Source organism: Streptomyces sp. NPDC014727 (genome assembly GCF_043083485.1).
Taxonomy (GTDB): domain Bacteria; phylum Actinomycetota; class Actinomycetes; order Streptomycetales; family Streptomycetaceae; genus Streptomyces.
In genome coordinates, this window is sequence record NZ_JBIBYR010000021.1 from 25809 (window position 1) to 41317 (window position 15509).

Consider the following 15509-nt stretch of genomic DNA (forward strand, 5'->3'; position numbering starts at 1 on the left):
GGTGGGGTGCATGGCGTTCCTCCGTCTGGGCGTCGGTGTGGCACTGATGCTCTAAAAACGCGCTGGATCTGGTCCCGTCACGGCCCGATCGGAGGACATTCGGTGAACGCGCGTTCTCATGCCGGGGGCGGGGCGTGCGGGCTCTGGGGTGTCGCCGCTCAAACTCGTTCGATCAGCCCTTGACCCTGCTCGGGACACGCCTGCGGTGCAGCCACGCCGCCGGCTCGCCAGCGCCAAGGTGATTGCCGCAGGGCTCACCACTGTCGCCCGCTGCGGCCTCCTGGCACGCCTGACGCCGCCCCCCGGGCCACGAGCGAACGCCAACCCTGCAGCCGATGCCTCGTGATCTGCTCGCCTGGTCGGTGTGCGGAGGGGGTGTACTGAGAGCCGCGGTGGTCGAGTCGATCGGTGCGCATCCAGGTGGTGGGGTCAGCGGCGGTGGTGATGGTGGCCTGCGACGGTACCTCCGATGGTGAGCACGGCGGTGTAAGCGCGGGACACGCCGGCTCGGCGACGTCGGCGACATCGGCGTCGTCCACAGTCTGCACCCGGGCACGCTGCCGGAGAGTGACATCGCTCACGCCGTGTGAGCGGCGAGAACTCGGCATACAAAGATCACCTGGTTCGTGATTGTGGGGCCCATCAACGCTGCGTACACAGATCAACTCCAGTAAGCTGACCGCGCGTTAGCAAGTGGCAAGGCCGCGAGTCGAGTGCGTGGGATGGCGGGAAGGCTCAGATGGAACCTGCGTTCGCCGTCCTCATCGGAGCTCTGATGAACCTGTTCATTCACGTTCACCGGGCTCCGCCCTGCGACTGTTTCCCAGGCCGGGAGTTGCCCGCGAGGCGGGCTGGACGGCCAATGTCCCTCGTGGGGGATCGCGCCGTCAGAGCCTTGGCCGGTTCGGGCGATTCACCGGGCTCGTCTCGGTCACGCAGTCGTTCGTCTGCGGTGCCACCTCTTCACCCTGCACGAACGGTCCACGGACTGTTCACGAATTGCCACACATTACTCCTGCCCGCCAGTTCTCCGGAGACCGTGCTCACCTCCCTCTGAGGGGAGCGAACCGCTGCGCCGTTCTTCGAAGGCTCGACCCCCGACATCTAGGACCACTCTCCGTGATCTTGTCCTCAAAAATCGCCCTTGCCCTCGGCGTCTTGTCCCTTCTCCTAGCAGTCTGGGCGCTGCTCCTGGCACGCTCGCGCCGCAAACACATACGACGGGGCAGCGAGTTGTCCGCGGAGGCGCAGGCCGCCAGTTCCCGTGCGCAGGCTGCCGAGGGCCGCGCCCGAACCGAGGTGCAGAAAAGGCAGACCGCAGAGTCCCGCACGCAGGAAGTCAGTACCCGCGAGGCGGAGCTTCTCGACGAAGTACGTCACCTGGTCTCCCAGCGGCTCCCCGCTCTGGCACTGCACCTGATCAGCTCTCATCACCCGGTCCCCGGACTGCTGCACAAGAACCTCGTGGGGTCCGAGGCCGCACAGCTCCTCGACGCGCTGCCCGAAGCCGTCTCTGGCATCGTCCTCAAGGAACGGCGCCGCATCGACGCAGCTGCTCGGGCCGCCCTGCGCGGCGCGACTCAGGAGTCTCAGGCTCTTTCCTACCGGCTGCAGACGAATATCGTGGGTCTTCAGCACGAGTTCAGCGCGCCGCCCCGTCTGACGCAGAGCCTGCTTGAATCCGACCACCTCAATGAGCAGAACCTGCGCCTCACACAGAGGTCCGCCATCGTGTGCGGAGGCTGGCCGGGTCACGTCCGCAAGGACACCTACGTGGGTGAGGTCGTCAGTGGCGCCTCCTCCCGACTGCGCGGTTTCGAACGCGTCAACATCGTTTCTCGGCACAGTCTTTCCAGCATCGGAGTGGTCGGGCGCGCGGCCGAGCCTGTTGCTGTGGTCTGCGCCGAGCTGATGGCCAACGCGCTGGAGCACTCCCGTGACGACTTCATGGTGGACGTCACCTTGGTCCAGGCCGGCAACGGCAGTGTGTGCATCACGATCGACGACGCCGGCAAGGGTATGACGTCAGAGGCGCTCGCTCGCGGCCGAGGTCTGATATCGGGTGAACAGCAAGAGGTGATGCTCCTTGAGCTCGGTGACCCGCCGTCTATGGGCTTCGCCGCCATCGGCCGCCTCGTCGCCGACTACGGCCTCCGCGTCTCCATCGACAATTCCTCTCCCTATGGCGGGGTGCGCGCTGTGGTGTCAGTTCCCGAGAACTTGCTGACGTCGATGGACGAAAACGCAACACCTCCGTCGGTCCTGGCGCCCCAACCTGCCGCGGCACCTCAGGCCCACAAGCGGCCCGCGGCTGCCGACTCGCCGGCATCCCCGTCCGAGCCAAGCGGCGCAACGGAGCTGCCGCAGCGCCGCCGCCGTTTCTCAGCGACAGCCACCCATGACGACGCCGCCGTGGCCCCCCGCCCCTTGGACCCGGAAGATACCGGCGCCCTCTGGAGCGATTTCCAAAGTGGCCTCACCAACGGCCGGTCCGTCACCGATTCGGAGTAAACACTGTGATCACGCCTGAAAACCGCGATGTGACCGGCTCGTCCGCCTGGGTCCTGAAGCCCATCACTGAAATCCCTGGTGTCCGGCACGCCCTGACCATGACTCTCGACGGGATGGTCCAGGCCACCTCCGAGAGCCTGACCAAGGACGAGGCGGACGGCATCGGTGCGATGACTGCCGCGTTGCACTCCGCCTCCCGCGCCGCCACCAACGCTGTTCTGGGAGTACCCCCAGGCACTCCACTCAAGACCGTCACCTCACACAATGATCAGGGAATTTACATGGTCATGCCGGTCGGCGAAGGAACCAACACCCTGATCGCGGCGGCGGGCGATCAGGACATGCCGATGGGGGTGGTCGCGGCCACCATGGCCCGCCAGGCCATGAAACTCGGGGAACAGATAATGTCCGTTCCCGCCCGTGTCAGTGACGGGGCATCATGAGTCGCGGCCAGGAACAGCGACGTCTGCTTCCGGCCTACCTGGCCACCGGAACCAGCCCCGGCACCGGCCTCTCGGGCACCCTCGATTCGCTGGCTGCCCTGCGCGCCAGCGGTCTGCCCCTCGCCAGGTTCCACACAGCGGTGCACCAGCGCGTGACCGAGCTCGTTACCGACGGATCTCTCAGCGTCGTCGAACTGGCCGGCTATCTCGGCCTCCCGGTCAGCGTGACTCTGGTACTTGCCGAACAACTCGTAAATGACGGGCAGTTAAAGGCCACCGTTCCGATCCCGGACGCTCTGCGCGCGTCGCAGGATGGCCGACCGTCGAAAGAAGTCTTGGAAGAGGTTCTGAGTGGACTCCACGCTCTCCTTGCCGCCTAGCTCGCCTCCCGTCTACCTGCCTGAGGGAGAACACCGAAGGATCAAGATCCTGGTTGCCGGCCCGCTCGGCATCGGCAAGACGACTGTGGTCAAGTCGCTGTCGCAGATTCCGACCCTGCACACCGACGAGGTCATGACGAACGCCGCCGTCGCTACCGACGACCTCAGCCACGATGTCCTGCGTGACAAAACCACCACCACGGTCGCCATCGACTTCGGCCGTCTGACCCTGCCAGGCGACAAGATCGTTCTGTACCTGTACGGAACTCCCGGGCAGCGCCGCTTCCTTCCTCTGTGGGAAGGCATCGCGTTCGGAGCGCTCGGTGCCCTCGTCCTGGTCGACACCCGGCGGCTCAAAGACTCCTGGGAAGTGATGGAACTCATCGAGGAACGCGGTTTGCCGTACGCCGTCGCTGTGAATGTCTTCCCCGACTCACCCAAATACGACCTGGCACTCATCCGTTCGAAGCTCGACCTCGCCCCAGAGACCCCCCTGGTCACCTGTGACGCACGACAGAAGAACAGCGGCCTCAGCGCCCTCATCAAACTGACCGAACATTCCATAACCCGTGCCGGAGTCAACGCCTCGTGACGCTCACACCACCCGAAGCACCCGTGTCCCTCCACGGGGCCGAACACGCCGCCAACCCGCAGCGCAGCTATGAACTGCTGCGCATGCAGGGACCGGTCGGCGTAGCCGAGGTGGCCCCCGGTCTCGTGGTCAACCTGATCACCGACTACCGGGCCGCCCTTGACCTCCTCCAGGACACCGATACATGGACCAAGGACACCCGGAGCTGGCTGCCGCAGGTGCCGGAGGACAGCCCGATCCGGCCCCTGGTGGAGTGGCGGCCGAGTCTGTTCTTCGCCGACGGCGAGGCACACGCGCACCTGCGACGTGTGATCACGGACAGCTTCGGTCTCCTGGACCCGAACGATGTGCGTGTCCTGACATTCCGTTATGCCGACACACTGCTTCAGGAATTCGCTGATACCGGGAGCGTCGACCTCGTCCGCCAGTACGCGCAGCAGCTGCCGCTGATGGTCTTCAATGCTCTGTTCGGCATGCCGGACGAGGAGGGCCCCCGGCTCGTTTGGGCGCTAGAGGCGATGATGGACAGCGATCCGGAAACACAGGCAGCCGGCGGGCAGTCGTTCGGCGCCTACCTCGAAACTCTGTACAGGACGAAGGCGGCGCAGCGCGGCCACGACTTGACCTCCTGGTTCATCGATCACCCCAATGGGCTGAGCCAGGAAGAGGCCGTCCATCAGATCCTCATCACCCTTGGGGCCGGGAACGAGCCACTGTGCAACCTCATCGCCAACACACTCGTCCGCATGCTCAGCGACGACCGCTATTTCGGCACCCTGACCACCGGGAGCCTGCCCATCCAGCACGCCATCGATGACGCGCTGTGGCACGACGCGCCGCTGGCCAACTACAGCGTCCACTTCCCCAAGAAGGACGTGACCTTCCACGGCACCCGCATCCCTGCAGGATCGCCCGTCATGGTGTCGTACGCCGCTGCCAACACCTGCCCCCACTCGGGCATGCCGAAGGACGGCTATCGCTCCGGGACCAAGGCGCACCTGGCCTTCGCTGCAGGGCCCCACGCATGTCCCGCCCGTGACGTCGCCATGCTGATCGCCACCGCCGCCATCGAGAGGCTCCTGACCTACCTGCCGGACATCGAACTGGATAGTTCCGCCGACAAGCTGACCTACCGCCCCGGGGCTGTCTACCGGACACTCACCGCGCTCCCGGCCCGATTCACGCCGCTGACCCCCGACGCCAACGGGGCCACCCCCTGGAGCCGGAGCCCCGCGCCACTCTCCCCGACGCCAGGCGGCACCAAGGCGTAGAAGCCGTATCACCTGCAGTCGATCGTCGCGGTGGTGCTCGCCGACACCACCGCGACAGCCCTGGCGAGAAGACACGTGCTGGTGGCTCCGTCCTCTGCAAGAACGGAACCGCAGCAACGGGTCTCGAACGAAAGAGGATCAACCGCCGGTGACACAAACACTTCCCACGGAACTCCCCGACCTCGCATCCCTACGACAGAACGTGGGAGCGGTTCTGACCGGGTTCCTGGACACCAAGGAACGTGCTGCGCCAGGAGCAGAGCTGCTCTACCTGACCACCGCCCTGCGCGGATTTTTGACTGGCGGAAAACGACTGCGGTCCCTGCTGTGCCTGTACGGATGGCAAGCCGCCGGAGCAACAGGCGACATGACTGCTGCCGTTCGTGCTGCCGCCAGCCTCGAACTTTTCCAATTGTTCGCCCTGGTACACGACGACGTGATGGATGACAGCGACATCCGCCGCGGCCAGCCGTCCGCCCATCGCGCACTGGCCACCGCCTATACCGACAGCGGCGGCCCGGGCAGCAGGGCCGAGGCACACGGCCTGGGCGCGGCCGTCCTCCTCGGAGACCTGGCCCTGGTGTGGTCCGATGAACTCCTCCACACAGCGGACCTCGGCCCGGGGCGGCTGGCACAGGTACGGCCCCTGGTGGCCGAAATGCGGAGCGAAGTCATGTACGGCCAGCTCCTGGACTTGCAGACCACCGGCCGTCTTGCTGGCGACGTGGATACGGCATTGCGCGTCATTCGATACAAGACGGCTAAATACACCATTGAGCGGCCTCTGCACATAGGGGCGGCCGTGGCCGGAGCGACCCCTCCCGTACTCGATGCCTGCACCGCCTTCGGCATACCGCTAGGAGAAGCGTTTCAGCTGCGGGACGACCTGCTCGGGGTCTTCGGTGATCCCGCCAAGACAGGCAAGCCAGTACTTGATGACCTGCGCGAGGGCAAGGCCACCGTCCTGATGGCACTCGCGGTCCGGCGAGCCTCCAAGGCCGAACTGAAAACGCTGCGCGAATTCGTCGGCCGAAGCGACCTCGACGATGAACACGCCGCCGCAATCCGCACGGTCCTGAACTCTACCGGCGCCCGGCAGACCGTGGAGGAAATGATCACCACGCGACGGACGGCCGCCCTCGCCGCCCTGGACGACGCTCCGTTCCCGGGAAGTGCCACAGCCGCCCTGCGCCGGCTCGCACTGGACGCAACAGCCAGGCAGTCATAGGGCGTTGCCGCACAGCGTGATCAGAATCCTGAGGAGAAAGTCACCCCATGAGCATCAGCACACCCATTGGCACGTCCTACGCCGAACGAGCCACCAGCCTGGTGGCCAGGGCCGACCAGGACAGCTGGGGAAGCGTCCGCCCCTCCCTGTACGAGACGGCCCGCGTCCTGTCGGCGGCGCCGTGGCTGCCTGGGGAGCCACGGCGGATCGCGTACCTGCTGGAACAGCAGGCGCCTGACGGCAGCTGGGGGGAGGGGCCGCTGCCCTACCGGCTCCTGCCGACACTCAGCGCGGTGGAGGCCGCGCTGGCGGTCCTGCGAAGGGGCACCACGTCCGCAGAGGTCACCGGCCGGCTCACGACCGCGGCGAACAAAGGCCTCGACGTACTACGCGCACTGCCACCAAAATGCCCGTGGCCGGACACGGCTGCAGCAGAAATACTCGTACCCAGCCTGGTAGCCGAGATCAACGAGAAGCTGGACTCCCTGACCACCAGCAAAGACATGCCGCACGTCGACAGCTTCCGCCTGCCGGTTCCGGACGGCTTCCACGAGTCGGCACCTGCTCATGTGGCCAGACGGTACGAGTCACAAGGCAGCCTGCCCGTCAAGTTCCACCACACGTTCGAGGGCATAAACAGCTACATACCGTCCGCTCTCGTTCCTGATGCCGAAGGCCTGCTGGGCAGCTCGCCGGCCGCCACCGCGGCACGCGCAACGCGGTCACCTGCCACCACCGCTCAGGCTGTCGCCGACCTCTCCGCAGTGGCGCAGCGCTACGGCGGACTCTTCCCCGAGGCCGCACCCCTGCGCGTGGTCGAACGGCTTTGGGCCGCTGCCGCGCTGGCGCGCGCCCACCTGCCCACTGCCGCTCTTCCCACGGTCTGCGGATGGGCCGAGGAGATCTACGACCTTCAAGGCGTGCGCGGTGCGCCCGGCCTCATGACCGATGCCGACGACACCGCCATGTCAGTGCTGGTGGCCTCGCTCGTCGGCCTGCCGCACGACCCGGCACCGCTGGACCCGTTCCATAACGGCAGCCACTACGACTGCTACATCGGCGAGGACACCGGATCGGTCACCGCCAACGCCCACGCCCTCCAGGCCCTCGTCAGCTACCTGAGGCACTGCCCGACGGCAGACGACACATACGGCCCCCGAGCGGCGAAACTGTGCGACTGGCTGGCCGGCCAGCAGCAACCCGAAGGCCACTGGACCGACAAATGGCATGCCTCCCCCTACTACGCCACCGAGCGGAGCGTCACCGCACTCGCACAGTACGGCAGGCAGCACGCATCCAGCGCCGTCCAGAGGGCCGCCGCGTGGACCATTGACACTCAGCGCACCGACGGCTCCTGGGGCGTGTGGGGCAGCACCGTCGAAGAGACCGCATACGCCGTCAAAATCCTACTGAGCGCCGCGACCCCCACACCGCAGCCACAGCTCACCCGGGCCCTGGACCTGGCCGAGACATACCTGCGGGCCGCCTCGCACCCCAGCCACCAACACCCCGCCCTGTGGCACGACAAAACCCTGTATGCGCCCACAACTCTGATCGAAGCGGAGGTGCTCGCCGCGCGGGAGAGGCTGCGCACCCGTTGCAGCTGAGCAGACCGCCATCGCACCCAGGGACCACACAGAACCACAAGCGAGGGAAAAGGACAGGTATATGACTGCCGACCTACGTACTGCGCCGATCGCCCCTGGTCGGATACCGCTCATCGGGCATGCCTTGCCTCTGCTCAGGGACCGCCTGGCCTACGTCCAACGCCTGCGCACCTACGGGCCCATCGTGCAACTCGTCATCGGCCCGAAGAAGACGATCACTGTGATCAACTCGTTTGAGCTGCTCCAGGAGATGCTCACCCGCAAGTCCGACCACTTCAACAAGGGACTGCTCTTCGACAAACTCAAGATCTTCGGCGGAGACCCCCTGCCGGTCGCAGAAGGCAAACCGCACCTGAAGCGGCGCCGCCTGATGCAACCCGCCCTGCATCGTGAACACGTCAAGGGCTACATCGAGACCATGCGGGCCACAGCGGAACCCTCCGTCTCTGCCTGGCGCGACCAGGAGATCCTCCACGTGTCCAACGAGATGCAGCTCATGGCCCAGGGGGTCGTCATGGCGGCACTTTTCTCCTCGAACCCGGAGCGCGGGCCGGCGCAGACGATCCTCGACAGCGTCGACACGGTCTTCAAGGCTGCCCTCATGCACGCCATGGTGCCCATCTCCGCACTGGAGCGACTGCCAACCCCCGGCAACCGCAGAGCCCGGGCCGCCAACGCCGTCCTGCGCAAGACCATCGCGGACATCATCGCCGACCACCGGGCGAATCCTGACGCGTACGACGACCTCGTCTCGCTCCTCATGACCGCCCAGGACGGGACGGGCGGAAACCTGAGCGACGAAGAGATCACCGCGGAGATCACTGCCCTGCTCGCCGCCGGCTCCGAGACCACCGCGGTCACCCTCGCATGGCTGTTCCACGAGATCGCCCGCAACCCGGAACTGGAGCACAGGCTCCACGAAGAGGTCGACACCGTGCTTGCCGGAGATGAGCTCGCCGCCGAGCACATACCCCGGCTTACCTTCACCCGCAGGCTCATCGACGAGACCCTGCGCCTGCACAACCCCGCCTGGATCCTGACCCGACGGACCATCTCACCCGTCCAACTCGGGCAGTTCAATCTGCCTGCGGGGACAGACGTGATGTGGAGCCCGTACGCGATATACAGAGATCCGGACCTGTACCCCGACCCGCTGCGTTTCGACCCCGATCGTTGGTTGCCCGAGCGCCCTCAGCCGCCCAGGGGAGCCTTCGTTCCGTTCGGGGCCGGCAAGCGGATGTGCATCGGCGACCAGTTCTCCCTGATGGAAGCTGTCGTCATCACGGCGCTCATTGCGTCACGCTGGCGGCTGCGGCCGGTACCCGGCGCAACCGTCCGGCCGGTTCCAGAGATCACCGTGCATCCCTCATCCCTCGACATGATCGCCGAGCCCAGAAAGCACGCGGTCACGGAGAGCACGGTATGAACGACTCTCCCCTCACTTCGGCCCCTGGGCCCAGCGCCGCCCTCCCGATGCCGGACCTCGGAGGTTCCTTTCCCGGCCCGTTCGCAACCAGCCCGTATGCCGAGGCCATCGAGCGGCAGACCGCCGACTGGCTCCGTACCTTCCCCCTGGTCCGCTCACCGAGCGAGCTGAAGACTCTCTGCAACATCACGGCCCAGGGGGTGGCTCGCCTCCTCCCGACAGCCGACCGGGACGGCGTCTTCCTCTGTGCCGATCTCTTCCTGTGGCTCACCGCGTTCGACGACACACACGGCGAGGCCGTAGGAGCCCGCGACACCACCCGCCTGGTCCACCACATCAGTCAATGTGTTCACCTCCTCACCGGGCATGACGAGTCGGCAGGCGAGGACACCGTCTACACCGCCGCCCTACGGGACCTCCTTGGCCGGTTCCGGGAACGGGCCACATCCACGCAGTACCTACGGCTCACCGCGCACCTGAGAGACAACCTCTTCGGCATCCTCTGGGAAGCCCATCACCTCGACAGGCCCGACCAGGTCACCCTGAGCGACTATTGCGCGATGCGCCCGCACACAGTCTTCGTCCGGACCGTTATGGCGACCGCGGAAGTCGCGCTCAGGTACGAACTCACCGAGGACCAGCGAGCCTCGGCAGCGGTGCGGGAACTTGAGAAGGCCGTTGCCAACCTTGCCGGGTGGATCAACGACCTTGCCTCGTACGGGAAGGAGACACGTCGCGGTGTCTCAACTCCCCTGAGTCTGCCGACACTGCTGATCCGACACCATGAGTGCGACCTCGAAGGGGCGTTCCGCCTGGCCTCCCGCATGTGTGAAGACCAAGCCTCCACCGCACGCCTTCGAATCACCGAACTCACCGTCAACGGCAATAACTCGCTACCGGATCACGCTCGCGCCATGGAAGGCATCGCAGCCTCCTACGTGTGGCACATAGGGCACGCCCGCTACAAGCGTTAGCCACGTCCCTATGCGTCGAGAAGCCGTGCTGTATCGATAGCGAGGACAATTCTGTTCGAACGGGACGGTTTGTTGAGCCGGACGATTCAGACGCCCTCCCGGGCCGCGGTGACGGCTTCTGTCCGTTCAACGGGGGCCGGGAGCCGGGCGTCACGCCCGGGCCACTGGAACACCAGTCGGGCGTGCTTATTGTCCAGGACATCCCCGGCGGGCGGCCGGCGATCGGGGGTGATGGCCGGGTGGACGGTCAGGACCGGGTCTGCCCCGTGACCAAGGAGGAAGCTCTCGCTCGTAGAAACTGGGAGAGGGCGCGCGCCGGGAGGACCCATTGTCGACACGGCCACGAGTACACGCCGGAGAACACGTACCTGGACTCTCGAGGGTTCCGGCAGTGCCGGACCTGTCGTCGCGAGAGGGACAAGGCCCGCTTGGTTCGCCCCGGCGATGTGGGATTTCGTGATACATGAGAGGGTCAGACGGGTGAGCGAAACACCACCGAACACCCTGCAATACCGCTTTGACGGGCCAGAAGACGCACCGGTGCTGGTCCTGGGCCCCTATCTCGGTACCACATGGCATATGTGGGACCGGCAGATTCCGGAGCTCACCCAGCACTGGAGAGTGCTCCGCTTCGACCTCCCCGGCCACGGCGGTGCACCCGCCCGCCCGGCCTCCGCCGTCACCGAGCTCGCCGACCGACTGCTGGCCACCCTCGACGGACTCGGCGTCCAGCGCTTCGGGTACGCGGGCTGCTCCATAGGCGGCGCGATCGGCGCGGACCTCGCACTGCGTCACCCGCACCGGGTGGCCTCACTCGCCCTGGTCGCAGCCTCGCCCCGGTTCGGCAGCGCCGACGAATTCCGCCAGCGCGGAGTGGTCGTCCGTACCAACGGTCTGGAGCCGATGGCCCGGACCGCACCGGAGCGCTGGTTCACCCCCGGTTTCGCCGCCGCCCAGCCGGCCATCGTCGAGTGGGCCGTCCAGATGGTCCGCACCACCGACCCCGGCTGCTACATCGCCGCCTGCGAGGCCCTCGCCGCCTTCGACATCCGCGGTGAACTCGGCCGCATCACCGTCCCGACCCTCGTCCTGGTCGGTGCCGAGGACCAGGTGACCGGGCCGGGAGACGCCCGCACTCTGGTCGCGGGCATACCGGACGCCAGGCTCGCCCTCGTCCCCGGCGCCTCGCACCTCGCCCCGGTCGAGCAGCCCGGAGCCGTCACCGACCTGCTCCTGACCCATTTCTCCACGGCCTGGCAGGACACTCTCGCCGCCATCCCCGTACCGCCGCACACCCCGCAACTCTCCGCCCCCGTGCTGCCCGTCGCGGAGATCACCGCCGCCACCGCACAGCCCGAGACCGGGGCCACCGGACGCACCGACCCGTACGAGCCCGGCATGAAGATGCGCCGCGAGGTGCTGGGCGACGCCCATGTGGACCGGGCCATGGCCGCCGCCGACGACTTCACCGGTGACTTCCAGGAGCTGGTCACGCGCTACGCCTGGGGCGAGGTGTGGAACCGCGAGGGCCTGGACCGCCGTACCCGTAGCTGTGTCACGCTCACCGCGCTGGTCGCCTCCGGCCGTCTGGAGAGCCTGGCCGCGCACGTCAGGGCCGCACTGCGCAACGGACTCGCCCCGGCCGAGATCAAGGAGGTGCTGATGCAGACCGCCGTGTACTGCGGCGTACCGGCCGCGAGCGCCGCCTTCTCGATCGCCCAGACCGTGATTCAGGAAGAAACGACGCCCCGTCCGTAGCAGGATGGGGCCATGAACCCCGTGCACCTGAAACTGACCAAGAAGACGCACTCCTGCATCCGCCTGGAGAAGGAGGGGCAGACCCTCGTCATCGACCCGGGCGGCTTCTCGGAGCAGGACGCCGCCGTCGGCGCCGACGCGCTGCTGGTGACGCACGAGCACCCCGACCACTTCGACGAGGAGCGGTTGCGTGCCGGCATGGAGGCCAACCCGGCCGCCGAGATCTGGACCCTGCGCAGTGTCGCCGACCGGCTTGCCGCGGCCTACCCCGGCCGGGTCCACACCGTCGGTCACGGCGACACCTTCTCCGCCGCGGGTTTCGAGGTACAGGTGCACGGCGAACTTCATGCGGTGATCCATCCGGACATCCCGCGGATCACGAACATCGGGTTCCTGGTGGACGGTTCCGTCTTCCACCCGGGCGATGCCCTCACCGTTCCCGACCGGCCGGTCGACACACTGATGCTGCCGGTGATGGCGCCCTGGAACAAGATCTCGGAGGTCATCGACTACGTACGCGAGGTCGGGCCGCGCCGCGCCATCGACATCCACGACGCACTGCTCACCGATCTGGCCCGCCCGATCTACGACACCCAGATCGGCAGCCTCGGCCGCACCGACCACGGCCGGCTGACCCCGGGGGACTCGACCGGCCTGTGACCGGCACCGGTCCGGCGACTGTCAGTGGGAGCGGCTAGGTTTACGTACATGCGCATTGCCACCTGGAACGTCAATTCGATCACCGTCCGGCTCCCGAGGCTGCTGGCCTGGCTGGAGCGCACCGGCACGGATGTGCTGTGCATCCAGGAGACCAAGTGCACCGCCGAGCAGTTCCCGGCCGACGCGCTCCGCGAGCTCGGCTACGAATCCGCGGTCAATGCCACAGGCCGGTGGAACGGGGTCGCGCTGGTTTCCCGGGTCGGCCTGGCCGATGTCGTCAAGGGGCTGCCCGAGGGCCCCGGGTACGAAGGAGTGGAGGAGCCCCGGGCGATCTCCGCGACCTGTGGCCCGGTCCGTGTCTGGTCGGTGTACGTGCCCAACGGCCGCGAGATCGAGCACCCGCACTACGCCTACAAGCTGCGCTGGTTCGAGGCCCTGCAGAAATCCGTCGCGGCGGACGCCGCCGGCTCGCAGCCCTTCGCGGTCCTGGGCGACTTCAACGTGGCCCCGACCGACGAGGACGTATGGGATCCGGCGCTGTTCGAGGGCGCGACCCATGTCACACCCGCCGAGCGGGCCGCGCTCGCCGCTCTGCGCCAGGAGGGGCTGTCCGACGTCATGCCCCGCCCGCTCAAGTACGACCGTCCTTACACCTTCTGGGACTACCGCGAGCTGCGCTTCCCGAAGAACAAGGGCATGCGGATCGACCTGGTCTACGGCAATGTGCCCTTCGTCACGGCGGTCGAGGACAGCTATGTGGACCGCGAGGAGCGCAAGGGCAAGGGCGCGTCCGACCACGCCCCGGTCGTCGTGGACCTGGATCTCTGACGGCTTGCCCGCCGGGGCTCACTTCTGCCGAGCCCCCGCGCGGACGGCCTCCAGCACCTGGCGCCTGGACGGATTCACCATGGGCCTGCCTGCCACGGTGACCGTCGGCACGGTCTCGTTCCCGTCCGCCACGGACCGGACGAAAGCCGCCGCTTCGGGGTCGCGCCAGATGTTCACCTCGGTGTACCGCAACTTCGTGAGCCGCAGTTGCAGGCGCAGCTTCATGCAGTACGGGCAGCCGGGCCGCCAGTAGACGACCATGCCATCGCGGTCCTCGGTCACTGGATCCCCCTGTTCGCGTGTGTGCGGCAGATTTTAGTGCGCCGTCGGCTCCGAAGGATGGCGGACCCCGGCCTACGGCGCCTTTGTCAGTGGCCGCCGATACGGTGGTCCATGTCCTTGTCCCGCTCGCTGGCTGCTTGCTGTGATCAGGACGGCCCCGCCCGTTCAGCGCCGGGCGGGGCTTCATCCATCGGCGGTCACACCGCGGGAACGCCGTCCCGACCGCGGTCGACGGCCCGGCGCGTTCCCAGTGACACCCAGGCGGTTCCCAGTGCCAGGACCATCAGCAGCGCGCTCACCCACAGTGGTGACCGGAAGCCGAGTCCCGCATCGATCGCGAGGCCGCCGAACCAGGGGCCGAGCGCGCCGCCCACGTTGAACGCGGCCGTGGCGAACGAGCCGGACAGGGTCGGTGCGTCGGCTGCCAGCCGGAACACCCATGAGATCAGAGCCGTCCCGGTGCCGAACGCGAGCAGCCCCTGGACGAAGACGAGCGAGATCGTCGCGAACGGGCTCCCCGCACTCAGGGCGAAACCGGTCCAGCCGACGGCGAGCGAGACGAGGCCGGCCGTGGTGAGGGCGAGAGGCCGTGCGTCGACGAGCCGGCCCGCGGCGGTCACCCCGACGAACGAGCCCAGGCCGAACAGCGCGAGCAGGGCCGGCACCCAGGCGTCACCGAGCCCGGTGACATGGGTGGCGAGCGGTTCGAAGTAGGAGAACGCGCAGAACGTCGCCCCTTGGACGAGGGCGCTCGTCAGGAGGGTGAGCAGCAGCTGTGGCCGGGCCAGGGTCCGCAGCTCGACGCCCGCGCGCGCGGGGGCGGCCTTCGGCCGTTCCTGCGGAATCGTCCTGGCGATCACGACGACGGCCGGTACGGAGACGAGGGCCACGGCCCAGAACGCCGACCGCCACCCCCAGTGCCCGCCCAGGGCCGCACCGGCGGGCACTCCGGCCACACACGCGATGGTGACGCCCCCGACCACCACGGACGTGGCGCGCGCTCGGGCCTCCGGGCCGACCATGGAAACCGCGGTCACCAGTGCCACGGCCCAGAAGCCGGCGTTCGCCAGCGCCCCGACCACCCGGGTCGCGAGGAGCACCCCGTAGCCGGGGGTGAGCGCGCCGACGACATGGACGGCGCTGAAGACACAGAGGAAGAACAGCAGCGCGCGGCGGCGCGGCCAGTTGCGGCTGAAGAGCGCCATCACGGGCGCTCCGACGATCATCCCGACCGCGAAGGCCGAGGTCAGCAGCCCCGCTGCCGGAATGGATACGTGGAGGTCGGCGGCGATGTCCGAGACGAGACCGGACAACATGAACTCGGATGTGCCCTGGGCGAAGACGGCGAGCCCGAGCGCGTACACAGCGAATGGCATGAGGAACCCCATGGACGGCTGATGGATGGACCAGACAGGGGGTGTGGGCCGCGCCCGAACGTGATGACGAGCGGCAACGCGGAAGAACGTCCATGGTGGTCATGGACGGAACCCGGCGACGCGCAAGGAGCCGGAGCCGGAGAATCCGCGCAGGGATACGTCACGTGCGCGTA

14 protein-coding genes are annotated in these 15509 nt (G+C 67.4%); 12 read left to right on the forward strand and 2 right to left on the reverse strand.

Annotated features, from left to right (window positions below; all coding sequences use genetic code 11):
* Positions 1-1119 precede the first annotated feature (1119 nt).
* The 12 genes from ACF1B9_RS27615 to ACF1B9_RS27670 all read left to right on the forward strand — a co-directional run bounded on the left by ACF1B9_RS27615 (position 1120) and on the right by ACF1B9_RS27670 (position 13678).
* A complete protein-coding gene (locus tag ACF1B9_RS27615) occupies positions 1120-2511 on the forward strand; it encodes an ATP-binding protein (protein WP_391740693.1) in 1392 nt (463 codons plus the stop codon).
* Positions 2512-2516: 5 nt separating this feature from the next.
* Entirely contained in the window at positions 2517-2954 is a 438-nt protein-coding gene (locus ACF1B9_RS27620; protein WP_391740694.1) for a roadblock/LC7 domain-containing protein, read from the forward strand.
* Positions 2951-3334, forward strand: a complete 384-nt coding sequence (locus ACF1B9_RS27625) for a DUF742 domain-containing protein (protein ID WP_391740695.1) — start codon at positions 2951-2953, stop codon at positions 3332-3334. The genes ACF1B9_RS27620 and ACF1B9_RS27625 overlap by 4 nt, the downstream gene beginning before the upstream one ends.
* Complete coding sequence (locus tag ACF1B9_RS27630) at positions 3306-3926, forward strand: ATP/GTP-binding protein (protein WP_391740696.1); 621 nt, start codon at positions 3306-3308, stop codon at positions 3924-3926. Before ACF1B9_RS27625 ends, ACF1B9_RS27630 begins: the two co-directional genes overlap by 29 nt.
* Positions 3923-5197, forward strand: coding sequence for a cytochrome P450 (locus tag ACF1B9_RS27635; protein WP_391740697.1), 1275 nt, complete (start codon positions 3923-3925; stop codon positions 5195-5197). Before ACF1B9_RS27630 ends, ACF1B9_RS27635 begins: the two co-directional genes overlap by 4 nt.
* A 148-nt stretch (positions 5198-5345) precedes the next feature.
* Positions 5346-6425 carry a polyprenyl synthetase family protein gene (locus tag ACF1B9_RS27640; protein ID WP_391740698.1) on the forward strand — a complete coding sequence of 360 codons (1080 nt, stop codon included), beginning with the start codon at positions 5346-5348 and terminating at the stop codon, positions 6423-6425.
* A 47-nt stretch (positions 6426-6472) separates the two neighbouring features.
* On the forward strand, positions 6473-8032 hold the full coding sequence (locus ACF1B9_RS27645) for a prenyltransferase/squalene oxidase repeat-containing protein (protein WP_391740699.1): 1560 nt from the start codon (positions 6473-6475) through the stop codon (positions 8030-8032).
* A gap of 61 nt (positions 8033-8093) precedes the next feature.
* On the forward strand, positions 8094-9458 hold the full coding sequence (locus ACF1B9_RS27650; RefSeq protein ID WP_391740700.1) for a cytochrome P450: 1365 nt from the start codon (positions 8094-8096) through the stop codon (positions 9456-9458).
* On the forward strand, positions 9455-10432 hold the full coding sequence (locus ACF1B9_RS27655) for a terpene synthase family protein (protein WP_391740701.1): 978 nt from the start codon (positions 9455-9457) through the stop codon (positions 10430-10432). Before ACF1B9_RS27650 ends, ACF1B9_RS27655 begins: the two co-directional genes overlap by 4 nt.
* 444 nt (positions 10433-10876) lie before the next feature.
* Positions 10877-12190, forward strand: coding sequence for a 4-carboxymuconolactone decarboxylase (gene pcaC / locus ACF1B9_RS27660; RefSeq protein ID WP_391740702.1), 1314 nt, complete (start codon positions 10877-10879; stop codon positions 12188-12190).
* A 12-nt stretch (positions 12191-12202) separates the two neighbouring features.
* On the forward strand, positions 12203-12850 hold the full coding sequence (locus ACF1B9_RS27665) for an MBL fold metallo-hydrolase (RefSeq protein WP_391740703.1): 648 nt from the start codon (positions 12203-12205) through the stop codon (positions 12848-12850).
* 48 nt (positions 12851-12898) lie between these two features.
* Positions 12899-13678: an exodeoxyribonuclease III gene (locus ACF1B9_RS27670; protein ID WP_391740704.1), complete on the forward strand. Its 780-nt coding sequence runs from the start codon at positions 12899-12901 to the stop codon at positions 13676-13678.
* An 18-nt stretch (positions 13679-13696) separates the two neighbouring features.
* On the opposite strand, the gene ACF1B9_RS27675 is transcribed toward ACF1B9_RS27670, so the two are convergent.
* Both ACF1B9_RS27675 and ACF1B9_RS27680 read right to left on the reverse strand, forming a co-directional pair.
* On the reverse strand, positions 13697-13939 hold the full coding sequence (locus tag ACF1B9_RS27675; protein WP_391740769.1) for a mycoredoxin: 243 nt from the start codon (positions 13937-13939) through the stop codon (positions 13697-13699).
* A gap of 218 nt (positions 13940-14157) precedes the next feature.
* Entirely contained in the window at positions 14158-15336 is a 1179-nt protein-coding gene (locus ACF1B9_RS27680) for a Cmx/CmrA family chloramphenicol efflux MFS transporter (protein ID WP_391740705.1), read from the reverse strand.
* Between the last annotated feature and the right edge of the window lie 173 nt (positions 15337-15509).